Below are 22,785 nucleotides of genomic sequence, written 5' to 3'. Positions count from 1 at the left end.
ATAAACGTAAATCAGTAAGCGTGCTCACAGATCTGAATGCAAGTTTTAGAATAATTACTCAATATCTGTTTAGCTAGGTGGATGTTAATAAAATGTTACCAGACGGAGAGAAAATGATTGAGGCCAAGCACGCAGAGATTCAATCCATTGCAGCCCCAGCAAGCTTAATCGATGCCAGCGGCAAAGTGCAGTTTGGTCACTTCAATCAAGCCGTTGGCAATTTAGGTTTACACCATTTCATCTATAACACCGTGATGGACAGACCCGCATCGGCCTGGGCCAAGCATTTTCATTACAAGCAATTTCAGTTCATCAGCATAAAAACCAAACACTACATAATAGGAGTAGCCATTGCCGATATTCGTTATTTAGCCAGCGGCTTTTGTTATGTGTATAACATTGCCAGCCAAGAGCTGCAGGAGACTAATTGGCTAAAACCCTGTGGTGTGGCTTACGGCACCGAGCCTAGCAGCGTAAATAGCCGCGCCTATATCAATGGTAAAGCCACCCTCAGTATGACGATTGAAAATGGTCAGTGGCAACTAACGGTAAATACGCCATTTATAAAGGCTGAATTGAGCTTGCTAAGTGTAAACCCAGAGCAGGTAATGGCGATGTGTAGCCCTACCGCATATAACGGCTGGACCTATACCCAAAAACACAATGCTTTAGCGCTAAATGGCGCGCTGACGGTGAACGGTGTTAGCCAAAACTTAGCGGGAGCTTTGGCAGGCTATGATTTCTCTGCTGGATATATGCGCCGCGAAACCAGCTGGCGATGGGCCAGTATTTCAGCCCAACTTGGAGAGTTAACGCTTGGCCTTAATTTGGCTGCAGGGGTTAACGAAACCGGTTTTAATGAAAACGTACTGTGGTTACAAGGACAAAAGCAGCTATTAGGTCCAGTACATTTTGAATTCTCGCGCCTACCAGCTGCACGAGGCAATCAGCCCAGCAATAACTGGCATATATACTCTGCCGATGGCCAAGTAAATTTGCACTTTACTCCACTTAATGGCCGCCAAGAGCGCCTGAACCTTTGGTTACTTAAAAGTAATTTTAGGCAATACATTGGCCATTTCTCCGGCGTGCTTACCGATCAATCTGGTAAACAGCATCACTTAGATAAGGTGTTAGGCCTAAGCGAAGACCACTTTGCCCGCTGGTAGTTAAGGAACCCAACATGGATGTGAGTTTACTCATTAGTCACCCCGAATATTTACTGTTGGCATTAGCGCCACTCTTTGTAATATGCATGGGGCTGGAATGGTACTGGGGCAATCAACGCCAGCGGTTACCTTCATCTGCTCGTTATGAAAGTAAAGAGGTGCTGTGTAATTTTGCATTAGCAGGGATGCATCAGCTGAGTGATTTACTCACTGGTTTACTGATTAGCCAGCTCTATCTTTCACTGTTTGCATGGCGAGTGTTCGAGATAGAAATGAATGTGCTTAGCTTTATTGCCTTAGTGATTGCGCAAGATTTTTGTTATTACTGGTTTCATCGCGCCAGCCACCGGGTTCGTTGGATGTGGGCTGCACACGTAGTGCATCATAGTTCTGAGAATATGAACTTTAGTACCGCCTTTCGACAAAGTGTTATGTACCCCTTAGCCGGCATGTGGGTGTTTTGGTTGCCCTTGGTGATAATTGGTTTCGACCCTCACTGGGTAGTTTTTGTGGTGCTGCTTAATTTGGGTTTACAATTTTTTGTACATACACAAGCCATTAAACGCTTAGGCCCCTTAGAATGGATATTTAACACGCCATCTCACCACCGCGTACACCATGGGCGAAACCCGCAATATATAGATAAAAACTACGCCGGCGTGCTTATCATTTGGGACAAACTATTCGGTAGTTTTGAACAAGAGCAGCAACCCGTTGAATATGGAATTACCCAGCCAATTAACAGCTTTAATCCCTTGGTGGTTACCTTTAATGAGTGGCGGGCCATGTACCGCGAAACCTTAGCCCCAGGGCTATCTTTTCGCCAGCGCTGTGGCTTATTGTTTGCGCCCCCCAAAACCCCCCCTAATAAGTAGTAATAATAATGATTCAAACTTGATCTTAAGTTTCGCTTCACTATAATAAGTTTCGAATCGAAACTTAACACTTGAGAATATGATCAAACGAAACACCCAGCAGCGTCGTCGCTTAATCTTAGAAAAGCTTGCCGAACATGGTGAGGTAAAGGTTGACGACCTAGCTCACGCTTTTGAAACATCAGAAGTTACGGTTCGAAAGGACTTAGCTAGTCTTGAAGCTAATGGCTTATTGTTAAGGCGTTACGGTGGGGCGGTACCGATTCCCAAAGAGTTGATCCAAGAGCCCGATGAAGAACATATTTCTGAACAAAAACAGTCAATTGCTCAATCAGCAGCTGGCTTAATTCGCGATCACAATCGCATCATCATCGACAGCGGCAGCACTACCGCCGCCTTATTACCAGAGCTTTCAGGAAAAGAAGGCTTGGTGGTGATGACGAATTCGCTAAGCATCGCTGGAGCGTTACGCGAATTAGAAAACGAGCCCACCCTTTTGATGACCGGTGGCACATGGGACACCCACTCAGAGGCGTTTCAAGGCCAAGTCGCCGAGCAAGTATTACGTGCTTACGACTTTGACCAGCTGTTTATAGGTGCCGACGGCATTGACGTAGCGCGCGGCTCTACCACCTTTAACGAGCTGGTGGGCTTAAGCCAAGTAATGGCAGAAGTCGCCCGAGAAGTGGTGGTATTAGCCGAATCAAATAAGATCGGTAGACGAATTCATAATTTAGAGTTGGCATGGTCAAAAATATCAACTCTAGTCACAGACAAACAGCTAGACCCTACTGTCGCCGAGCAAATTCGTGCTCAAGGCGTTAATCTGGTGATAGCGCAATAAATTTATCGACAAGGAAAGAACTATGTGTGGAATTGTAGGAGCAGTAGCTCAACGTGACATTGCTGAAATTTTAGTAGAAGGCTTACGCCGCTTAGAATACCGCGGCTACGACTCTGCCGGTGTAGCGGTCATTAATGCCGCGGGTCAGCTACAACGGGTTCGTCGCTTAGGAAAAGTGAAAGAACTCTCAGATGCGGTGGCTGAGTCTAAAGTAAATGGCGCTATTGGTATTGCGCATACCCGCTGGGCAACCCACGGCGAACCAAGTGAGATTAATGCTCACCCACATATTTCTACCAGTACTCTTGCCGTCGTGCACAACGGCATTATTGAAAACCACGATGAACTACGTGAGAAGTTACGAGGTCTAGGCTACACCTTTACCTCTCAAACCGACACCGAAGTCATTGTTCACCTTGTACACCACGAGTTAAAAACAGCGAGTTCATTGCGTGAAGCTGTGCAACGTGCAGTTCCTCAATTAGACGGCGCTTACGGTACGGTAGTACTCGACCAAAATGACCCAGAGCGTATTGTTGTTGCTCGCTCAGGTAGTCCGTTAGTTATTGGCCACGGTATGGGCGAAACCTTTATCGCATCAGACCAACTGGCATTGTTGCCCGTAACTCGCCGTTTTAGTTACTTAGAAGAAGGCGACGTAGCCGAAGTCACTCGCGCTGGCGCTGAGATTTTTGATCTTAATGGTCAGCCGGTAGAGCGTGAAATTACCGAATCTACCGTTGAACATGACGCGGGTGGTAAAGCTGGCTTCCGTCACTTCATGGAAAAAGAAATTTTTGAGCAACCCAGTGCCTTGCGTCAAACCCTTGAGCAACGTGTATCGGCTGCCGGTGTAAACATTGATGAGTTTGGTCCAAACGGTGCCGAGCTATTATCTAAAGTTGAACACGTACAAATTATTGCCTGTGGTACCTCTTATAACTCGGGCATGGTAGCGCGCTACTGGCTAGAAGCCGTTGCAGGCGTAACCTGTAACGTAGAAATTGCATCAGAGTTTCGTTACCGCCAATCGGTAGTGCGCCCAAACAGCTTGTTTGTTACTTTGTCTCAATCTGGTGAAACTGCTGATACCCTAGCAGCCTTACGCATTGCTAAAGAGTTGGGCTACATGTCTAGCTTAGCCATTTGTAACGTGCCGGGCTCGTCGTTAGTGCGCGAATCAGACCTATCTTTTATGACCAAAGCTGGCGTTGAAATTGGCGTAGCATCATCAAAAGCCTTTACCACTCAATTGGTGGCTTTATTGCTACTGACCTTAGGCATTGGCCGCTTACAAGGCCGAGTAACAGCCGAGCGTGAAGCAGAAGTGATTGCCGAGCTAAAATTATTGCCAGCCAAGGTTGAGCAAGTGTTAGCCACGTCAGAAACGATTGAAAAATTAGCCGAAGATTTTGCCGATAAAGAACACACCTTGTTCTTAGGCCGCGGTGACCAATATCCCATCGCAATGGAAGGTGCACTGAAGCTTAAAGAAATCTCTTACATTCACGCAGAAGCTTACGCTGCAGGCGAACTAAAACACGGTCCATTAGCGTTAATTGACGCAGATATGCCTGTAGTTGTAGTGGCGCCAAATAACGAATTACTAGAGAAGCTAAAATCTAACGTTGAAGAAGTTCGCGCTCGTGGCGGCCAAATGTATGTATTTGCCGACCAAAATGCCCGCTTTAGCAGCGATGAAACTATGCGAGTGATAGAACTACCGCATGTTGATGAGCTGGTAGCGCCTGTACTTTACACCGTACCACTTCAGTTATTGTCTTATCATGTTGCACTGATTAAAGGCACCGACGTAGACCAACCGCGTAACCTTGCCAAAGCGGTTACGGTTGAATAATTGACACGTGGTGTACGAGCAGAGTAGTCACTGGAAGTAAAGCTCAACTTAGCTAACAAACAATAAAAACGATCTGCCGCTTGGTAGGTCGTTTTTTTTTGATAAGCCTTGTTAATATACGAAATAAGTGTAATTCAACCAACAGCACTCAATCAGCTTTACTGCTGACACAACAACGGTAAGTATTGTATGAAAAACTTGTTTTACCTCATTTACCTAGTGCCATGGAGTGTATTTGCAGCAGATGTACACATTGATATTGTTGGTATCAACTCTACCGATGGGCAAGTAGTGCTTAGGGTGTGGGATTCGGATGAAAGCTATTTAAAACAGCCCCTATTAATCAAAATGATACCCGCAAAAAATGCGAACAACGCTGTGTTAAGATTCACTGTTAGCCACTCATTACCCTCTGAGTGTGCCATCAATGTTTTTCATGACAAAAATAGCAATGGCCAATTAGATACTAATTGGCTTGGAATACCCAATGAACCCACCGGAATGAGCAATAATGCAAAAGGCCGTTTGGGTCCACCAAGCTACCAAGAAGCAAAAATAAGCCTATCTGGGCAAGAACAAGTATTTACGATTAAAATAAAAGAAATCTAAGCTAAGACTTAGCCATCATCATTTTCGACTGTCGGGCGTTTTACTCAAGCATTTAGCTAACCCCCTTTCAGAACAAATAGCTGTAGGATCCAGCTTAAACATAACAAGGATTGTAATGAAAACATCGCTACGTTTTACCCTTAGTTTGTTTGTCGTTTTAGCTTTAAGTGCTTGCTCTACTAAAACACTCATTCCCACCAGCGAGCGCGAAGCCGTGCGCCAGCAGGTTGAGCAGCAAGCTAGCAAGGGCATAGAGCGATTGGTTGAACTGAACCCAGAACTAAAAGAAGAGGTAGAGCAAGCTGCTGGGTACTTTGCCATTGAACTTTCGAGCTTTAAAGTGCCCGTTTTAGGTAAATCAAATGGCTTAGGTGCGTTATATAACAAGTATAACGATAGTATTACTTATATGGATGTTGAGCGTTACGACGTAGGGTTTGGTTTAGGCAAAAGCTCTTATTATCTAGTAGGTTTACTTGAAAGCCAGCAAAGTATTGATGCTTTTAGTCGCGGAGGTTGGAGCTCGGGCGTGGTTGCAGAATGGCGCTTAGGCGAAAGCGGACAAACCCTCGCTAGCACGGTAACTGTAAACCAATATGACGTACCCGCATACATTGTCAGTGAAAGTGGCGCCAACGTATCTAGCTCGGCGGTATTAGTGAATATATCGCGTAATGAAGAGCTTACCGATAGTGGCCTAAACAAAGTCACCTTGCCAATGAAAGACACTAAAGCGCGAGGCACTCAACAGCAACATGCACCTAGAAAATGGGACCGTATATTGCCATTTTATGGCCAAAGGGTGATTGATTTAGGTTATGACTTACCACTGCCAATTGGTATTAGTTTAATTTATGTTGATACCTATCAGCATATGGATATAGACGAATTGCATGTAGGTGCTGGCGGCAAAGGTGCGAACGTACCTATCGATTTTGTGGCGTTTAGTGATAACGATAACAGCTCGTCTACCCCGCAAATCAAGCTGGATGCGTGGCTGTTTCCTTTCATGAATGTGTTTACATCATTTGGCAGAATCAGCGGTGATGCCAATGTAAACTTTGCGCTAAACGGTGATGACTTACTGAATCAGTTAGAAATTGATTGCTCCGGCATTATTAATCATCCAGCCTGTGGCGTATTAGAAGGCAAAGAAACGGTTCCATTTAACGTTAACGTGGACATAAGTGGTTACAGCTATAGCGTGGGAACAGTATTGGCGGGTGGTTGGCGCAGTTACTTTTTAGCTGTACCACTGACCTTTACCTACGCAGATATGGATAGAACCAACAGCGACGGGATTGTGTTTAGTGCGGTTCCTCGCGCCGGTAAGCTGTTTCAATTTGAAGACGATCGCAGCTTAGCGCTCTATGCCGGTGTCAGTTATCTTGATAGTGAACTACGCATTGACGGCAATCAGCCCATTCCTGGTACCGAGCTATCGATAGACTACAAAGTTCGCCAAGAAAACAAAGATAAATGGCAAGGTTTAGTGGGAGGAAATTTTAACGTGAATGCTTATTGGTCGGTAATGTTTGAATATGTAGGTTTTGGTGGCGACCGTCGCCAAGTAATCGCTGGCTTAAATCGCCGTTTTTAGTCCACCAAGCGATAGAAACAAGAGCCATGCTGCTTGACCTATTTACTCAGTAGCGCTTTAATGATGGCAGTGGTTAGTTAGTAGGCTTGTTATGCGTCTGTCACGGTTAGGCAACATCTGGATCTCAGCGTTTAATATCTTGGCGATGCTATTCTCTAGCTTTGCCTTTAGCGCGCCGCCAAGCAAACTTGAAATGTTAGGTGACAATCATTCAATGACAGCTGCGCCTTGCGCCATGCAGAATAATAGCCAAACAGCCTCATCAAACATGTTTCACACTAAACCCACTTCAGAATGTGCCGTTGCCGCTGAACTAATGGCAAGTTGTTGTATCGCCTCTTGTTACGTTGCTACTGGCCTTATCAACCATGCTGCCGAGCCGCAGGCGCAACCAGCGCAACGTTCGGTTATTTCACTCGATCCAAGCATTCGGCTAGTGCGACGAATAAGTCTGCTTTATCGCCCTCCAATCGTTTAAGTCCTTCTTTGTTATTCACTTCGCGTTAAGTGCTAGTTCGACTTAATGACGAGGTTTCCATCGGTGATAACATCGCCTTAAAGAAAGATATCTTAGACTCAAAATGAGTCTCTATATTGAGTTTTTTATGTACAGATTATTTAGCTATACGCTGCTATCCATTTGCCTAAGTTTGCCCGCTAAGAGTTGGGCAGACCAAGTGCTATATCGAAATGCAGGGGGATATGGTTGTTCAGCCTGTCATGGCAAATATGCAAACGGTGCTGGAAATGTAGGTGGCAATATAAGAGGGGCAAGTTTAGCTCAACTAAATAGCGCCCTAAACAATGAACCTAGCATGTTGTTATTGGCCTCAGTACTCACTAAACAACAACGTAGATCATTAAGCGCTTACCTAGAATCGCTAGGGAAGATGCACTTAGTTGAATGGACAATTAGTGACTCTTTTGCCCACAGCAACCTAAACATTCACATTGGAGAACCCAGCCAATTGGTGGTGAAAAATGATACTTTTTCTTCCATTAGCATCGATTTGTCGCCGCTAGGCGCAGCAACAACATTACAGGTTGCTCCCCTAGATACCGAAGCATTTACTTTTACTCCTGCTAGTGAGTCAAGCACCACCACATTGGCGACAGCAAACCAAAAAAATACATTAAACCTTATTAAACAAGAGGAAGCACAATGAAACATCTTGTAAACGTATTCGCCTTATTACTTCTTATGTTCACAGGCTCTATCTGGGCAAAGCCAAACATAGAGCTATATAAATCGCCTACTTGTGGCTGTTGTAAAGAGTGGGCCAACATTATGGAAGACAAGGGTTATCAGGTTAATGTTCATCACCAAAGAGAATGGAACGACGTCAAAAAATCTTTTGGTATGCCGGTGCAATTACAGTCTTGTCACAGCGCAGTGATAAACGGTTATTTAATTGAAGGGCATGTACCTGAGCTAGACATTGCCCGTTTACTGGCTGAACGACCAGACAACATAAAAGGTTTAGCTGCACCGGGTATGCCTCAACATTCTCCAGGAATGGCTCAGCCTGGTCAGCCTTACAAAAACTTTAAGGTGATTTCTTTTTCGGAAGATGGCATGGCAGTGTTTAACCAGTACTAACCAATCAAGATAAGTAACGGTAGTTGTGTCTTCGCAGCTGCCTTACTTTTTACTGGGATTGTTGGCTAAGTAAATAAAAAACAAAGAAGTTAATATTTGTGACCTCAGAGAAGGGAAGATTAAGGCCTCCTTGCCTTGGTTATTCAGATGCAGTTAAAGATAGGACTAACGCATCATTGTTTGCATCAATACATTATCTTTGCATAGCGCGCTGACAATATCGGTAATGGCCAAAACAATTGTCGACCTCACTTTTTGATTGTGACGAGCAAGATACATATCATACATAGGCCCCGTTAACTTATTTAACGATTCCATGTCTTCGTCAACCGGCATAATTCGTTGGATAGCATGCACTTTGTTAAGTTCGAAGAGTATGTCTATTTCGGTGAAACTTACTTTTTCATCTTGAATTTTAGTCCACTCTCTTAAGGTGACAAAAATCTCGATATCTTGGTAAATTTGCTGAGAAATAACCCCTAAACCTAACATTAGCTTTGATCGCAACATTATGTCACCTAACGGGCCATCGCTTTTCAGCAATGGATCCACAGCAAACTTTACCGCGTAGTCATCTTTATTAAAAATGCTTTTCAGTAAGGTATCAATGGTATCGTCTAGGGCATCATAAGCCGCCATTAAACACTCGCTGGCGCTAGTAGCATCAGCAATAGCTTCTAATAGCTCAGCTTCGTTTGCGGTATGTATTGGCATAGGGTCTCGGTAATAACAAAGTGCCACTTGTGTGGCACTTGACTGACTCATTATTTCAACGCTAAATACGCTTCTTCGGCTAGTCTAACAACTTCGTCGTTACTATTCAGCTCTGAATAGTAAGCTAATGTATCGGCGAAGCCCTTTTCTTTAAACATTGCCTGTAACTCGACAGCTTGAGGATCATCATCATTTTGATAATGGAAAGCTGCAGCTATACCCTTAATTAAGTGGCTATTGGGTAGCTGATATTCCAAGGTACCGTTTAGCGGTTTAATTAAGCGGTCTTGCGGGCTAAGTTTGCGAATAGGCTGACGGCCTACACGGTCAACTTCATCACGCAAATACGGGTTAGCAAAGCGCCCTAGTATTTTCTCTATATATGCAGCGTGAGCTGCTGGCTCAAATTGATAACGTCGTATCAATACTTCACCACTTTCTTGCATGGCCGCTTTTACATCGGCTCTAATAGCTGGGTCTTCGATTGATTCTTTAATCGTTTCGTGACCAGCCATAACCCCAAGGTACGCCGTAATTAGGTGCCCAGTATTCAGGGTAAATAATTTGCGCTCTACAAAGGCCATTAGGTTGTCGGTACATTCCATGCCAGCAATCGTCGGAATGTCTCCTTTAAACTGCGTTTGGTCAACAATCCACTCGCTAAAGGTTTCTACAGTTACCGCTAATGGGTCGGTTTCCCCCGCTTCGGCGGGTGGTACAATTCGGTCTACCGCTGAATCAACAAACCCCACACCTTGCTCAACGCGGGCATGTAAGGCTTCCGGTAAATATTTAAACACCTCAGCCTTAAGCTGGCTGGTACCCCGAACCATATTTTCACAAGCAATCACATTCATGACGGTGTCATTGCCTGCCAGTAATCGTTTTTCGATGCCTTGAGCTAAAGTTTTAGCAATAATATTTAATACCGTTGGCCCCACTGCGGTGGTCACTAAATCCGCTTCTGCTACGCAATCGACTACTTCAGGGCTAGTAGAATTAACCGCGGTAACATTCGTCACTGGCTCAAGGGTACATTGTTCGCCAACAACTTTAACTTGGTACTCACCGCGTTGTTGTATAGCATTAATAACCGTTTCATTTACGTCAGCAAAGGTAACCGCGATACCCGCATCCGATAGTAATTTTCCTATAAAACCGCGACCAATATTACCCGCGCCAAAATGTAATGCTTTCATAATAAATATCCCGAAAAATAGCGTTAAAACTGAAATAGGAGACCAAATACTATTTGGCCTCCGTTGATCTTAGGTGATGGCTAGAGCCTATTTACCGTTTAGGATTCGAAGCACATCTTCCGGGTTTGATGTGGTTTTTAAGCACTCAATTGCTTCTTCGTCGTCTAGTGCATTGGTAATAGCAGTGATGACATGAATATGCTCATCGCCTTGGGCAGCAATACCAATTACCATTTTGGCGATATCGTCTTCATCTTCACCCCAGCGAACTCCTTCTGGGAATTGGCAAAACACGATACCTGTAGCTTTCACAAACTGTTTTGCCTCAATTGTTCCATGTGGAACAGCGATAGATTCACCCAGATAAGTCGATACCAATTGTTCGCGAGCAAGCATGCCAGGAACATAATCAGCTTCTACATAACCCAGTGTTACGAGTTGTTCACCAGCAAACTTAATCACTTCTTCTTTGGTTTTAGCTTCCATTCCCAAGAAGATGTTTTGATTAGATAGCTTTAGCGTTCCTTGTTCGCTAGAGCTAGTGTCTACTGGCGTTTCAGCCTTTTTTACTGGAGCCGCCTGTGCGGTTGTTAACTCACTAACTAAGTTGTCATACAGCGCACTATCTAAGAAGTTATTCAACGAAATATGTTGAGCTCCGGCAGCGTGAGTGCGTGCTCGGTCAGTTAAGTCTTTGTGAGTGATCACAATGTCAGCGTCATTGGGTAGGTTATTGATAGCGAGGTTAGTCACTTCAATATTCAAGTTGGCCGCTTCTACCTTCTTGCGCAGTAAGCTTGCACCCATTGCACTTGAACCCATACCCGCATCACAGGCTACGATAATTTTATTAACCAGTGCCATGTCAGCGCTAACGTTAGCCGTTGCTTGGCCTTTAGAAGAAGACTTCATATCTGCCATTTGGCTAGCGGCTTGCTCTAGTGAATCATCCTCGCCGGTATCGGCTTGAGTTTTAAGTAGCAGCGATGCAACAACAAACGATACGGTTGCAGAAGCAATAACCGATAGAATTACACCCACAAAGCCTGTTTTCGGTGTCATCAACAATACCGCAAAAATAGACCCAGGAGATGCAGGAGAAATAAGGCCAGCATCAAAAACTGTCAGGGTGAATACGCCTGTCATACCACCAGCAATTACCGCTAAAATAAGGCGTGGATTCATCAATACATACGGGAAGTAAATCTCGTGAATACCGCCAAAGAAATGAATAATAGAGGCGCCAGCTGCAGACTGTTTAGCATTACCTTTACCAAATACCATGTAAGCAATTAATAAACCAAGACCTGGACCAGGGTTAGCTTCAATCAAGAAGAAAATCGAACGACCAAACTCTTCAGATTGCTGAATACCTAACGGAGAGAAAATACCGTGGTTAATCGCGTTATTTAAGAATAGGATTTTAGCCGGTTCGACAAAGATAGATGCAAGTGGCAAGGCACCTGCTTCAACCATAGCGTTCACCCCAGCAGCTAAGCCTGTTGACAGTAATTTAACTGCAGGGCCGATGATAAGGTAAGCCAGAATGGCACAAATCATACCGATGATGCCGGCAGAGAAGTTGTTAACCAACATCTCAAAACCACTTTTCACTTTACCGTGAACCGCTGCATCAAATTTCTTAATCGCGATGCCGCCTAGCGGACCTACAATCATAGCGCCCATAAACATAGGAATATCGGTACCAACAATAACCCCCATGGTCGTGATTGCGCCCACTACAGCACCACGTTCACCAGCCACCATTTTACCACCGGTATAACCGATCAATAATGGCAGTAGGTAAGTAATCATGGGGCCAACCATAGAGGCTAGGGTTTCATTGGGTAGCCAACCGGTTGGAATGAATAGCGCAGTGATGAAACCCCAAGCGATGAAAGCGCCAATATTTGGCATCACCATGTTCGAGAGGAATCGTCCAAAATTTTGTACTTTAATCTTAGCTGTAGGAGAAAGCATAGGATTGTCCCTTTTTTTGAATTTGTTTATCGGTCCCTGAAGAACCTTTGTGTGTCGTACTGGTTGAGATAAATCTAGCACAAGATACTTTTTTGCCAACATCACTCAATAACTTGTGACACAAATCACTAATGAATAACATACACCCAACATAAACAGTGATTAACATCACAACATTTCGGTGTTGATAACTTTCAACCGTTCACAAATAACAATAAACACATTAAAAAAGAGATCTAAATCACCAATAGAGCCCCACATTCACCACAACACAAAGTGACACACATCACATAGTTGATTATTAACCTATAATATACAGCCATTATCGCTCACTTGTTAATCGTTATAGGCTCACCAAATAAGCTAAAAACCCTACAACTGTAATTAAATTACATAATTGTTTCTAAATTTCTTAAGGTAAATTGAAGGAATTAACCACTTTACTCGCTAATATTTAAGCAAAGAATTGATTAAGAGCTAGAGATGATAAAAGCAGTATTATTTGATATGGATGGGCTGATTTTTGATACAGAGCACCTATATAAAACCAGTTGGCAGTTTGCGGCAAATGAACAAGGTTTGGATTTAACGGATGCTTTGTATCAACATTTTATAGGCGTTCCAGATGCCGCTTGCGAGCAGATGCTGCTACAACACTTTGGAAGCGATGCTGATTTAAGCCGCTTTCAACAGCATCGAGACCGTCATTTTCATCACTTAAGGCAACAAGGCATTGCGTATAAAAGCGGTTTTGCTGAGTTGTTTAACCATTTACGCCAAAAGCAAATGCGCTGCGCTTTGGTCACCTCTTCTGCTTTAGCCGAGGTAAAACATAACTTCGAAGGGTCTGACTATTTAAAACAATTTGAACGGATAGTCACCGCCGAGGATGTCGATAAGGGTAAACCTGATCCCGAGTGTTATTTATTAGCTTGTCAGCGTTTATTACTAAGTCCTGAATACTGTTTAGTGCTGGAAGACTCTAATAATGGTATGCAAGCCGCATTAGACGCAGGCTGCCAAGCGGTAATGATTCCTGATTTATTGATGCCCTCCACTGAGGTAAAACGCCGAGCGAGTTACATTTTTGAACAATTGGAACAGGTTATTGCGGTTCTCTGATTGCTTAAATGCTGCTGATTACGCTTAGAACATGGCCAGTTTATTCAGTGATTAGCGCTAAGTGGCTTAACGCTGCATGCAGTTGGGCTGTATATTTTGCGGGTGACGATTTATGAAGTTGTAATTTTTCAGATTGATTAAACTGCATGAATACGGCGATTTCTTTTGCTAATGCAGTAGCAAACTCTGCTACCTTACTTAGCGAAGGCTCTAACACTAAGTTGAAAATATGCAGAGTGCTGCTGGTGCGTTCAGCTTTGCAATCAACGCGCGCGACTAGTTGACCATCCCATAAGATGGGTAAACAGAAATAGCCATACCGGCGCTTGGCTTTGGGCAAGTAACACTCTATCAAATAGTCAAAATTAAATAGCTTTTGCATGCGTTTACGCTGAATAAGTAGGTTGTCGAAAGGTGATAGAATTTTTAGCTTGCTACGCGCCAGAGGTTTATTCAGTAAAGTGAGTGACTCTGGTAAGGCAAAGTAGCAATGGCCGTTAACTTCAAGCTTTTGTAGCTCGTTACTATTTACCATTTCACTTAAGCAACTCTCCACCATCTTTTTAGTATTTTTAAGCAGATAGACCATGTCTGTCGCTTGCCCTAGGCCATTGGCCTGCAAATAACGACGAATGAGAAAACGAGCATGTTCTTCAGCGCTGGGCATTGTGGTATCGATATCGGAGGGTAATACCCGCTCGGTGAGTTGATACACTTTATGAAAGTTATGCCGATAAGGCACCATTAAATCGCCTTGCATAAACAAACACTCTAAGGCTTGTTTGGCCGGTTTGCTGGACCAGTCGGCAGTTTTTTTACCTTTATGCTCAAAGTCTTTGGCCATTAGTGGGCCTTCATCGGCAATTCGCTTTAATATCGAATCCATCAGCACTTGGTCTTTGTTATACCAGTGCTTTTGTTGGCCACTAGCAAAAGCATGTTTACGCGGTAGGCTAAAACGATAATCTCGCATCGGTAAATAGGCCGCAGCATGAGACCAATACTCAAACACTTTTTTATCTCGCATTAAGCTATCGAGATGTTCAAGTTGATAACGTGGGTTGCGGTTCCATAAGGTGTGGTGATGTGCTCGTTGGATCACTGAAATGGTATCAATTTGCACATAACCCAATTGTTCGATGGCAAGCAAGCTAGCACTAATAGCGCTGCCATTTTTTTTGGGGGATGGCAGTAGCTGCGAATGTAACACTAGCTTTCTAGCGTGTTGAACAGACAATGATTCAGTCATGCAATAAACGATTTAACCAAGGGTAACCAGCAGCTTACCGTGTGTACTCGTGGCTTACCATATTCCTTATTCTATTTGTTGTACTGGTGGATGAGTTAATTCGCTGATAGCGGCTGACTGTTTTGTCTTCTACCCAAGGGGCGGTAACATCTGCAAATTCAGTACAATGGCAGTTTTTTAAATGCAGGTTAAAATCTTGCTGGTGGTATACCTCGTATAAATAGACGATGTTGTCTTGTTCTGTAGATTGGCAAACATCAAATTGCAGGCAGCCTTCTTCCTGCACTAAGGACGCTTGAGCATTTTCTAACATTTTTGGCATAAATTGCTGCAAGTAAATGTTTTACAGTAAACAGCACGGTAACGATATACATAGCGTTCCCTATGATCGCGGCTTTACAGCTTGCCCTGATAGGCCGATTGTAAGTGGGCCACCTGATGTTGATTTAGTGCTGGGTAGAATACTGGTGTAGTAATAATTGTAGCTTGCTGCGTTCTTCTAATTCTTCCATGGCATATATGGCTTTTTCAGGTGATGGGATTTACTGGGATGGTTGTATCACTAAAGTGCAAACCGATATCGTAGCCATTAAACCAGCGCATTGGCGCTTCAAATAAGCGGTGGCAGGTATGGCTCAAAATGAAGCTTGCGGTACATCGCCTGTGTACTTATAGGCACCGCGAGAGTGACATTGCAGTTATTGCCGTAATGGGAACAAGCCTGAAACACAAATGATATAATTAACGGCCAAATAAGGCTGCATATTATTCACTGCCAAGTTACTTCCCTTGTTATGCTGCTGAACTTCTATTGCATTAGCGTTCATCTCAGCATCTGCAGCTTTATTTGAATAAGCAATAGTGGTACCACTTGCGTCGATCGCCCAAATATTTCCAGCAGGTGTTGCAGCGTTACCATTGCTACCAACGCATTTAGCTTTAGCGCTAACTTGGTGATTATGGCTAGGCATTTGAGCTTCAGTTAAAATGTTTGCTTCGCTACCGCCACGTTGGCCGATCTGCATAGTTGGCAAACCAGGGCCAGTTCCTGAGTGAATGGGGACGCGACCCCGTAAGTCTGGCAAGGCAAATGTGGTACGGCCATCTCCGCCATAAGTGTTGCCCAAAAGAGCGAACAGCGATGAATTTGACGAAATGGGTAACAATTGCCCATCACAAAACGCCCAATGTAGTGGAGCAAATGGTGCCCCAAACATCATAATTTGACCTAAGTACCCGTCCATAATAAATCCTTTAATTTTTGTTAACATAGAGCACAACCATTAAAAATGGTCGCGCGTTTAGTGGTTAAAGGTTAAGTTCACCCAGTAATCAGTATTACTAAACAAACTCATCGCTATTTGGATATATGACGCTTAAGGCCCAGCATAGCCGCAATAAACAAAAATATGCTGCTGGGTTCAGGCACTTGATTAGGAGGCGGAGGAGATGCTTCTTCAGTATTAATGATTAAGTTTGAGTAGATTAAACCATAGTTATTATTGGCAGACTCAGAGATTGCTCCAGTTATGCCATTGGTTAACAAACCACTACCACCGATATCCAAATTAGCAGTGAATACCCCATCGCTTAAATCGGCAAAAAAGCTATTGTCTAAACTAAAGCTGTATACATCATATTGTAGATCTACCGACCCTCCACCGGCTTCAAAAAGTGTGTCTAATTCTGATGTTAAGTTATTGCCATCTAAAGAGAATGCATCAAGTTGGCTACCAGAAGATGCAGAGTCAATATCCCAGATACCAAAACTAAATGTTGCGCTAACAATGGTGTCGACGATAGCTGAATAATTAAATGACCAACTAGTATTGGCGGGGTTAGTTAATATTTCATGTCCGAAGATTTCGTTGAATGGGGCGGGCTGGCCACTTTGAATTGGAAAGATGGTTGGAGCAAAACTATATATTCCGTCATCTACCAGACCAGAGGAGCCATTGCCTAAAGTAATATCGATTACCCCTGCATTGGCTATAGGGCTAAACATCGACAGAGAAAAAGCCGCCAATGTAAGCAGCTTGTGATCATTTAATGCGCTCATGTAACAATCCTTATTAATATCACCATTATCAGCAACATTATTTATAAGCATAAAGCGTTCCGTGTCAGTAATAGCGCGCTGTATAGAAAACATACAATGGTGGGATGCGGTAAAATGTAAAAATTGCTGACAAATTTAATAGACGAAAAAGACGAGAGAAATTGCGATTTAGTGAGTAAACTTAAGTGAAAGAACTGTAACTCACAGCTTAACCAGCAATATATCAACCGCAAGGAATGCCGAATGATTGACCAAGAACTCGCCCAACTCGAATCGGTATATCAAACCATTGTTGATTTTTTAGTGCGCTATAGCTTTCAGCTGGTGGGCGCGGTCATCATCATATTATTGGGTTTATGGTTTGCTTCTAAAGTTGCCAAGTGGCTATTTAAAACCCTCGACAACAAAGGTTTAGACATTACCCTGGCTAATTTCATTGCTAACGTGGTGAAAGTACTGCTAATTGCCATCACGGTGATGATTGCCTTAGGTAAGTTGGGTATTAGCATTACCCCCTTTGTAGCGGCCTTGGGTGCCATTTCTCTAGGAGCTGGCTTAGCGATACAAGGCACTTTATCTAACTATGGCGCCGGCTTGGCGATTATTCTTACCCGTCCCTTCGTGCTAAAAAATACCATTACCGTTAAGGGTTACACCGGCCTTGTAGAAGAAATCAATTTAGCGACTACGGTATTAATCAACGAAGACAATGAGCGTGTAACCATTCCCAATCGACACATTGTCGGCGAAATACTAAAAAACACTGAGCAAAATAGTTTGGTTGAAGGCTTGGTTGGTGTGGCTTATAGCAGTGACCCAGATCAGGTAATCTCAGTAATAGCAGCCACCTTAGAATCCATAGAAGATGTTCAGCAACACCCCTCGGTAAAAATAGGTATTGATGCTTTTGCAGACAGCGGGATCAACATTAGCTATCGTTTTTGGGTGCCAACGCCTTTATTCCACCAAACAAAATTCACAGCAAATTTGGCGATCTACAAAGCGTTATTGCAAGCAGGCGTGCAGATACCTTTCCCACAAAGAGAAGTACGTATTCTAGACGCAAAAGATTAGCAATAAGCAGCTGCAAACTAATAGCTACAGCTTTATCTATAGTTATTGTTGTTAATAATTAGCGTTAAATCCAGTTAGTCCTATGATTTATTCTTGACCATAATTTTAGCTTTATCGCTCAAGCTAAAATACATCAAGGATGATTTATGACTATATCTGGCACTAAGTTTCGCCTCTTACTCTTTGGTTTAAGTTTACTACTTAGTTTGCTGATATCAGCCAGTAGCAATGCCCATATAAACCACAAAGATCACTACTCAGGCAACGATGAACAGCGTGCTTTTAAACGCTTATCTAGTCACCAACAATTACAGAACCAGTTAGCCAAAATACAACGCTATTCATTTCGGCCAATTCAAACAGGGCCGCTAATCTCCAACAATGGTAACAAAGGCTTAATTGATATAGATGTAGCCTTACCCGCTGATTTAGCCATTAATTACCAAGTATGTGGTGAAACCAACTTAACCCCCACCATTCGTCAAGCTGTAGTATGCAGTATTAATGACGGGGGAAGAGGTAACCTTGATCCTCACAATATCGGTTGGTCTACTCAAGGAAGAGAATTATTAGCCATTCGCTTGGGTAATCCAAATGGCAGACGGATATTAGTCATCACTCAGCAACATGGTAATGAACCAGCAGGTACAGAGGCTGCCTTAAGCATTGCTCGCTGGCTAAGTAACGGCTTTGGCAGCAGCGTTCAGCGTATATTACAGCGTTTAGATATAGTTATATTACTGCGAGCAAATCCTGATGGTGGCGAACCCGATGCCCAGCACTGCAGTTTTAATCCGCAACCAGGAACAGTCATCAGTCAAGATTGCGCACTAATAAGGCAAAACGTAGACCCCCAAGCAGGAGGTGGTTTTACAGGTAATTCAGAGGCTGATTTTCACGGTATTGTGGGTCGCGGTTACGACCTTAATCGTTACCATCATGTAGCCTTAGATAAACCTATCCGTCCGGTAGAGAGCCAAGCGATGGTTGCCACTGCGTTAGCATTTATGCCCGAAGTGATACTCGATCTTCATGGTGATTTACAAAAAACTGATTGCCAACTCGATCTATCAAGTATCAACCCTGGGCAAATTTTAGGGAGCCTACCTACCGTTGAATGCTCCACCGATAAACGACAAAAAGACTTTCGTTTGCTCAGCCCCTTCGCCGACGCTCAAACGGGAACCCAGCAAGAACGGGTCGCGCAAAGCTTAGCCGCCAAAGTGATGAAAAAAATTGACCGCTTATTCATTGGTAGTGTTGGTCGTTTTTCACAAGTTCAGCTAGGTGCGGGTAATATCGGTAGCGGGGCGACCGGCTCTTATCAATTAATTGGCGCGGCGGCAGGTGGTTGGGAAACGGTAAATTTCAGTACCGATTTACGTGCAGATGTCGTTGCGATAGTCGCAGGCCAACCACAAATAGGGGTTAACCCTGGCTTGCCAGAGCCTCGTTTATTAAACCGACAGATTTGGATTAACAGGATCGCTCTCTACCACGCTTTAGATACCCTCGCTAGCTTTGAGGTAACGCCCCCCACAGATACAGGTGACTTTTGTAATTACCCACTGGCTCAGGGATTACGCGCTAATTTGCCTGAAGAGTACTGGGGCATAAACGCCACGTCTAATGAGGTACTGATCCCAATTGAACCGAGTATCGGAGTTCCCCTATATATCAGTGGAAATTGCCCCGACAACCCACTGTAAAAATAGGCTCCACGTTGAAAGCAAAAGCACAGAAGCACAACTCACGGTTTTTTTGCTTAATTTGAAAACCATAATGGGATAATTAGATATGCCTTTCTATAAACCGTTAAAAGATGAATCAAAAACAGATAGAGACCGAATAATAGCGGGTATCCAGCGCTTGCGCGCACAGTTCAACAAGGTGAATTTTCCAAGTAAAAAAACCTCAGAATCACTAATACTTGGCTCTTGGAATATACGCAACTTTGATGATGATCGCTTTAACTATGGCCCACGCCAGCCAGAGTCCTTCTATTATCTCGCAGAAATAATCTCTCGTTTTGATGTGATAGCAGTCCAAGAGATCTGTCAAAACTTAACACCACTTGACCAACTGATGAGCTTATTAGGACAACAGTATCGTTACATTTTAACGGATGTCACCCACAGTGGCTTAGGTGGTAATAAAGAACGATTAGGCTTTATTTATGATAAAAATAAGGTGAATTTTAAGGGAGTAGCGGGTGAATTAGTATTGCCAGAAAAACTACTCATTAGCGAAGTAGATAGCAAAAAGCGGCAGTTTTCTCGCACGCCTTTTGGCGCACAATTTCAATCAGGATGGTTCAAATTCCTATTTTCAACGGTACATATTTATTTTGGTAGTAACGCCACCAACAGCAGCCAATACGCTCGTCGCGTCAAAGAAATTGAAGCTGTAGCAAAATATTTAGCAAAAGATGCAAAAGTCAGCGACTTAAACCAGATCCTCGTCGGTGATTTCAACATCAAAGCACGCGGTAGTGCCGGTTTTAATGCTTTAGAAAAAAATGGCTTTACCACCGTAGAAAATAGAAAAGGCAGTAACCGAGACCAAACCAAGTTTTATGATCAAATATCGTTTATCTCACGGCGTGATGAATTACAGCTTATGCAGCCAGAACGTAATGATCGGGTTTTCCAATTTTTTGATAGTGTCTATCGTTCAAGTGACTTTACACTTTACCAACCGGTCATCAAAAAGCATCTCCTATTAAAGCTCGACCAAGCCAAAGCCGAACTTGCTGCGGCGACCTCCAAAACGAAGATTAAAAAGGCTGAAAAGCAAATCGCTAGCCTACAAGCAGCAAGCCAATCCGATGAATCACTAAACCAATATTATGAAGAATGGCGAACCTTTCAAATGAGTGATCACTTGCCCCTTTGGGTAGAACTAGAAATTGATTTTTCCGATGACTACCTTAGTTACTTGAGTAAGCTTGAATAAGGGTGTGCCATCTTAGCTTAAGCTAACATTGGCTTTAACAAGCAAAGTGACTAAGCACTTTCTACCCGATTTCGACCATTTTCTTTCGCTTTATACAGCGCTTCATCGGTACGTTTAATCCACTGCTCTAAAAAACCAGAGTTGATTTCAGCCACCCCAAAGGAACTGGTAATTTTACGCTGGTCGCTAAGCATGGTTGACTCAATGCTACTTCTAAGATGTTCGGCCAATGAACGCGCTCCAGCGACACGAGTATGAGGGCAAACAACTAAAAATTCTTCTCCCCCCCATCTGGCTAGATAATCATCTTCTCTAATTTGCTGTTTAACTAAACTGGCAATATTTACCAACACTTTATCGCCTTCATCATGTCCAAACTGATCGTTCACCAATTTAAAATGGTCTATATCAAACAGTACGATGCTAGCAGGCATACCAATGTCGATATATTCAATGATGATTTCGCTGAAAATACCCCGCAATCCGGCTCGATTCAAACAGCTAGTCAAAGGATCGGTTTTAGCCATAAATTCATAGTTATCACGTTCGATACTTAAAAAGCTATTCACTCTGTTGAGTTGTAATGTGTGATTGCTTGATTCTTTACTCTGCTTTTTGGCTCTATTAGATGCTGTGATTAAATCTAAACTCAGGCTAAGTGCCCATAGGGTAAGTAAGCCAAAATACAGATAACTGGCAGGTAACCACTTTCCGCTAAAGCTTAGCGAATGAAGGGATAATTCTATATTTTTGTTGGCAGAGTTATCCCCTGTAGAAACGCGTAAATGACTAGCTTGCTTAAGAGAAGGGTTAGTTTTGTGTTTATCCGCATTCTCAAAAATCCACCAAGAAGGCGGGTAAAACTGAGCTAAAGACAAACGATAACTAGCACGGCCATCAACCGGGCTGATCACCTGTTGATGCAACTGTGAGGGGGTAGTTGTGTTAGATGGCTGATTGAGCAACTGTACAAACACCGTGTCGTGCACATTACTATGATAAGAAAGGTTTAAAATGACGGTGTCGTAATGTTGTAAATTTATAAGGCTATTTGCTTTTGCTCCAAGCAATAAATTTAGCCCACAAAATGCCGCTTTTTGTTCTTCAACCGTACGACAAAACAAAGAAACTTTTTCTTCTTGTTTTATCATCAAAGCCTTAGATTCTTTATTGGCTAAATGACGATTAACAATCTCAATATTTGAATACTTGTTTATTGAATAACTCAAATAGTGATTCATCCCTAAATACTGCCAAAGTATCAGACCCAAAGTGATAAGGGTTAACAAAGGATAATAGCTTTCTCGGGATAACAACTTCATATAAAAGACGATTTTGGTAGCTGGCTTGACAAGTTTTATTATCTACTAAAGTCGTAATGGAGAAAGTGTTGAGCGTCAAAAGCTGGAAAATTAGTCATTTAGCGGGGACACTAAGCGCGACAGTTCACTAAAAAATATGTCTAACAAGATTGTTTCGCACGCAATGGAAGCCATCAAGCCTCCACTGCCTAGTGACACCTTCACTCTATAGAGCTTTCATCTTCACTGTTTTCATCAGCGTCAAATGACTTGGCAGGGCGTTGTTCTGCTCTGGCTAAAATCTCAAGATAAAACGACGGTAGTTCAAGCTTTTCAGCTTTGTCCATACAAGCATTTATTTGCGATACATGAATAACTTCAGCTTCGGCTTCATTGGCACCGTACTTACAATCAAAATCCCAAAAATCAGTGCCTGTAGGCAAGGTTTTTCCTTTTTCGCGCTTAATGTATTTTTTAGCATCGTGTTTAGCGGCTTCAATTATTCGCGCAAGATTACGTTTAGGGTGAGTTAACACATAGGTTTTTTTCATGATTAATCCTAGAAGTAGAGCTGAAG

22 protein-coding genes are annotated in these 22,785 nt (G+C 43.1%); 13 read left to right on the top strand and 9 right to left on the bottom strand.

The annotated features are described in order from the left end of the window. The first annotated feature begins 92 nt into the window (after positions 1–92). The 9 genes from ACVFI8_RS10830 to ACVFI8_RS10790 all read left to right on the top strand — a co-directional run bounded on the left by ACVFI8_RS10830 (position 93) and on the right by ACVFI8_RS10790 (position 8,555). Positions 93–1,169, top strand: a complete 1,077-nt coding sequence (locus ACVFI8_RS10830) for a DUF2804 domain-containing protein (RefSeq protein WP_457871316.1) — start codon at positions 93–95, stop codon at positions 1,167–1,169. A gap of 14 nt (positions 1,170–1,183) precedes the next feature. After that, positions 1,184–2,044, top strand: a complete 861-nt coding sequence (locus tag ACVFI8_RS10825) for a sterol desaturase family protein (RefSeq protein WP_457871315.1) — start codon at positions 1,184–1,186, stop codon at positions 2,042–2,044. 79 nt (positions 2,045–2,123) lie between these two features. Further along, complete coding sequence (locus ACVFI8_RS10820) at positions 2,124–2,888, top strand: DeoR/GlpR family DNA-binding transcription regulator (protein ID WP_248713601.1); 765 nt, start codon at positions 2,124–2,126, stop codon at positions 2,886–2,888. A 22-nt stretch (positions 2,889–2,910) separates the two neighbouring features. After that, positions 2,911–4,746, top strand: coding sequence for a glutamine--fructose-6-phosphate transaminase (isomerizing) (glmS, locus tag ACVFI8_RS10815; protein ID WP_248713600.1), 1,836 nt, complete (start codon positions 2,911–2,913; stop codon positions 4,744–4,746). Between the two features lie 189 nt (positions 4,747–4,935). Further along, positions 4,936–5,355 (top strand): DUF2141 domain-containing protein, encoded by a 420-nt coding sequence (locus tag ACVFI8_RS10810; RefSeq protein ID WP_457871313.1) that lies wholly within the window; start codon positions 4,936–4,938, stop codon positions 5,353–5,355. 115 nt (positions 5,356–5,470) lie between these two features. Continuing rightward, positions 5,471–6,955 (top strand): lipid-binding SYLF domain-containing protein, encoded by a 1,485-nt coding sequence (locus tag ACVFI8_RS10805; protein WP_248713598.1) that lies wholly within the window; start codon positions 5,471–5,473, stop codon positions 6,953–6,955. A 91-nt stretch (positions 6,956–7,046) separates the two neighbouring features. Then, a complete protein-coding gene (locus ACVFI8_RS10800) occupies positions 7,047–7,433 on the top strand; it encodes a hypothetical protein (protein WP_457873801.1) in 387 nt (128 codons plus the stop codon). A gap of 127 nt (positions 7,434–7,560) precedes the next feature. Further along, on the top strand, positions 7,561–8,121 hold the full coding sequence (locus tag ACVFI8_RS10795; RefSeq protein ID WP_457873800.1) for a c-type cytochrome: 561 nt from the start codon (positions 7,561–7,563) through the stop codon (positions 8,119–8,121). Further along, the gene (locus ACVFI8_RS10790) at positions 8,118–8,555 is read left to right on the top strand and encodes a DUF411 domain-containing protein (protein WP_248713595.1); all 438 of its coding nucleotides are present in this window, start codon (positions 8,118–8,120) and stop codon (positions 8,553–8,555) included. Before ACVFI8_RS10795 ends, ACVFI8_RS10790 begins: the two co-directional genes overlap by 4 nt. A gap of 165 nt (positions 8,556–8,720) precedes the next feature. Here ACVFI8_RS10790 and ACVFI8_RS10785 read toward each other — a convergent pair whose 3' ends face one another. The 3 genes from ACVFI8_RS10785 to ACVFI8_RS10775 form a co-directional block, all read right to left on the bottom strand. After that, positions 8,721–9,320: an MltR family transcriptional regulator gene (locus ACVFI8_RS10785; RefSeq protein WP_248713594.1), complete on the bottom strand. Its 600-nt coding sequence runs from the start codon at positions 9,318–9,320 to the stop codon at positions 8,721–8,723. Then, positions 9,320–10,468, bottom strand: coding sequence for a mannitol-1-phosphate 5-dehydrogenase (locus ACVFI8_RS10780; protein WP_248713593.1), 1,149 nt, complete (start codon positions 10,466–10,468; stop codon positions 9,320–9,322). Before ACVFI8_RS10780 ends, ACVFI8_RS10785 begins: the two co-directional genes overlap by 1 nt. Positions 10,469–10,555: 87 nt before the next feature. After that, entirely contained in the window at positions 10,556–12,448 is a 1,893-nt protein-coding gene (locus tag ACVFI8_RS10775; protein ID WP_248713592.1) for a PTS mannitol transporter subunit IICBA, read from the bottom strand. Between the two features lie 483 nt (positions 12,449–12,931). Between ACVFI8_RS10775 and ACVFI8_RS10770 the strand changes: the two genes are divergently transcribed. Further along, positions 12,932–13,570 carry an HAD family hydrolase gene (locus ACVFI8_RS10770; RefSeq protein WP_457873799.1) on the top strand — a complete coding sequence of 213 codons (639 nt, stop codon included), beginning with the start codon at positions 12,932–12,934 and terminating at the stop codon, positions 13,568–13,570. A gap of 40 nt (positions 13,571–13,610) precedes the next feature. Here the strand turns inward: ACVFI8_RS10770 and ACVFI8_RS10765 are convergent, their stop codons facing one another. The 4 genes from ACVFI8_RS10765 to ACVFI8_RS10750 all read right to left on the bottom strand — a co-directional run bounded on the left by ACVFI8_RS10765 (position 13,611) and on the right by ACVFI8_RS10750 (position 16,878). Next, positions 13,611–14,819, bottom strand: coding sequence for a winged helix-turn-helix domain-containing protein (locus tag ACVFI8_RS10765; protein ID WP_457873798.1), 1,209 nt, complete (start codon positions 14,817–14,819; stop codon positions 13,611–13,613). A gap of 34 nt (positions 14,820–14,853) precedes the next feature. After that, positions 14,854–15,141, bottom strand: coding sequence for a putative quinol monooxygenase (locus ACVFI8_RS10760; RefSeq protein WP_457873797.1), 288 nt, complete (start codon positions 15,139–15,141; stop codon positions 14,854–14,856). A 376-nt stretch (positions 15,142–15,517) separates the two neighbouring features. Next, a complete protein-coding gene (locus ACVFI8_RS10755; RefSeq protein ID WP_248713588.1) occupies positions 15,518–16,063 on the bottom strand; it encodes a phage tail protein in 546 nt (181 codons plus the stop codon). A 113-nt stretch (positions 16,064–16,176) separates the two neighbouring features. Continuing rightward, positions 16,177–16,878, bottom strand: a complete 702-nt coding sequence (locus tag ACVFI8_RS10750) for a PEP-CTERM sorting domain-containing protein (RefSeq protein ID WP_457873796.1) — start codon at positions 16,876–16,878, stop codon at positions 16,177–16,179. Positions 16,879–17,121: 243 nt separating this feature from the next. Here ACVFI8_RS10750 and ACVFI8_RS10745 point away from each other — a divergent pair, with 243 nt between their 5' ends. The 3 genes from ACVFI8_RS10745 to ACVFI8_RS10735 all read left to right on the top strand — a co-directional run bounded on the left by ACVFI8_RS10745 (position 17,122) and on the right by ACVFI8_RS10735 (position 20,907). After that, a complete protein-coding gene (locus ACVFI8_RS10745; protein WP_457873795.1) occupies positions 17,122–17,952 on the top strand; it encodes a mechanosensitive ion channel family protein in 831 nt (276 codons plus the stop codon). A gap of 146 nt (positions 17,953–18,098) precedes the next feature. Next, positions 18,099–19,661 carry a M14 family zinc carboxypeptidase gene (locus ACVFI8_RS10740; RefSeq protein ID WP_457873794.1) on the top strand — a complete coding sequence of 521 codons (1,563 nt, stop codon included), beginning with the start codon at positions 18,099–18,101 and terminating at the stop codon, positions 19,659–19,661. A gap of 88 nt (positions 19,662–19,749) precedes the next feature. Beyond that, entirely contained in the window at positions 19,750–20,907 is a 1,158-nt protein-coding gene (locus ACVFI8_RS10735) for an endonuclease/exonuclease/phosphatase family protein (protein WP_457873793.1), read from the top strand. A 50-nt stretch (positions 20,908–20,957) separates the two neighbouring features. On the opposite strand, the gene ACVFI8_RS10730 is transcribed toward ACVFI8_RS10735, so the two are convergent. Together ACVFI8_RS10730 and ACVFI8_RS10725 are read right to left on the bottom strand one after the other, a co-directional pair. Beyond that, entirely contained in the window at positions 20,958–22,229 is a 1,272-nt protein-coding gene (locus ACVFI8_RS10730) for a GGDEF domain-containing protein (protein WP_457873792.1), read from the bottom strand. 200 nt (positions 22,230–22,429) lie between these two features. Continuing rightward, entirely contained in the window at positions 22,430–22,759 is a 330-nt protein-coding gene (locus ACVFI8_RS10725) for a DUF6172 family protein (protein ID WP_248713582.1), read from the bottom strand. Positions 22,760–22,785: the final 26 nt, after the last annotated feature.

The organism is Agarivorans sp. MS3-6 (genome assembly GCF_054112545.1).
This window is presented reverse-complemented; position numbering and strand designations above follow the sequence as displayed.

Coding starts and splice junctions, on each gene's coding strand:
- ACVFI8_RS10735 (WP_457873793.1), top strand. CDS start 19,750: ATGCCTTTCTATAAACCGTTAAAAGATGAATCAAAAACAGATAGAGAC.
- glmS (WP_248713600.1), top strand. CDS start 2,911: ATGTGTGGAATTGTAGGAGCAGTAGCTCAACGTGACATTGCTGAAATT.
- ACVFI8_RS10790 (WP_248713595.1), top strand. CDS start 8,118: ATGAAACATCTTGTAAACGTATTCGCCTTATTACTTCTTATGTTCACA.
- ACVFI8_RS10730 (WP_457873792.1), bottom strand. CDS start 22,229: ATGAAGTTGTTATCCCGAGAAAGCTATTATCCTTTGTTAACCCTTATC.
- ACVFI8_RS10770 (WP_457873799.1), top strand. CDS start 12,932: ATGATAAAAGCAGTATTATTTGATATGGATGGGCTGATTTTTGATACA.
- ACVFI8_RS10740 (WP_457873794.1), top strand. CDS start 18,099: ATGACTATATCTGGCACTAAGTTTCGCCTCTTACTCTTTGGTTTAAGT.
- ACVFI8_RS10775 (WP_248713592.1), bottom strand. CDS start 12,448: ATGCTTTCTCCTACAGCTAAGATTAAAGTACAAAATTTTGGACGATTC.
- ACVFI8_RS10800 (WP_457873801.1), top strand. CDS start 7,047: ATGCGTCTGTCACGGTTAGGCAACATCTGGATCTCAGCGTTTAATATC.
- ACVFI8_RS10825 (WP_457871315.1), top strand. CDS start 1,184: ATGGATGTGAGTTTACTCATTAGTCACCCCGAATATTTACTGTTGGCA.
- ACVFI8_RS10805 (WP_248713598.1), top strand. CDS start 5,471: ATGAAAACATCGCTACGTTTTACCCTTAGTTTGTTTGTCGTTTTAGCT.
- ACVFI8_RS10745 (WP_457873795.1), top strand. CDS start 17,122: ATGATTGACCAAGAACTCGCCCAACTCGAATCGGTATATCAAACCATT.
- ACVFI8_RS10750 (WP_457873796.1), bottom strand. CDS start 16,878: ATGAGCGCATTAAATGATCACAAGCTGCTTACATTGGCGGCTTTTTCT.
- ACVFI8_RS10820 (WP_248713601.1), top strand. CDS start 2,124: ATGATCAAACGAAACACCCAGCAGCGTCGTCGCTTAATCTTAGAAAAG.
- ACVFI8_RS10725 (WP_248713582.1), bottom strand. CDS start 22,759: ATGAAAAAAACCTATGTGTTAACTCACCCTAAACGTAATCTTGCGCGA.
- ACVFI8_RS10765 (WP_457873798.1), bottom strand. CDS start 14,819: ATGACTGAATCATTGTCTGTTCAACACGCTAGAAAGCTAGTGTTACAT.
- ACVFI8_RS10785 (WP_248713594.1), bottom strand. CDS start 9,320: ATGAGTCAGTCAAGTGCCACACAAGTGGCACTTTGTTATTACCGAGAC.
- ACVFI8_RS10760 (WP_457873797.1), bottom strand. CDS start 15,141: ATGCCAAAAATGTTAGAAAATGCTCAAGCGTCCTTAGTGCAGGAAGAA.
- ACVFI8_RS10795 (WP_457873800.1), top strand. CDS start 7,561: ATGTACAGATTATTTAGCTATACGCTGCTATCCATTTGCCTAAGTTTG.
- ACVFI8_RS10780 (WP_248713593.1), bottom strand. CDS start 10,468: ATGAAAGCATTACATTTTGGCGCGGGTAATATTGGTCGCGGTTTTATA.
- ACVFI8_RS10830 (WP_457871316.1), top strand. CDS start 93: ATGTTACCAGACGGAGAGAAAATGATTGAGGCCAAGCACGCAGAGATT.
- ACVFI8_RS10755 (WP_248713588.1), bottom strand. CDS start 16,063: ATGGACGGGTACTTAGGTCAAATTATGATGTTTGGGGCACCATTTGCT.
- ACVFI8_RS10810 (WP_457871313.1), top strand. CDS start 4,936: ATGAAAAACTTGTTTTACCTCATTTACCTAGTGCCATGGAGTGTATTT.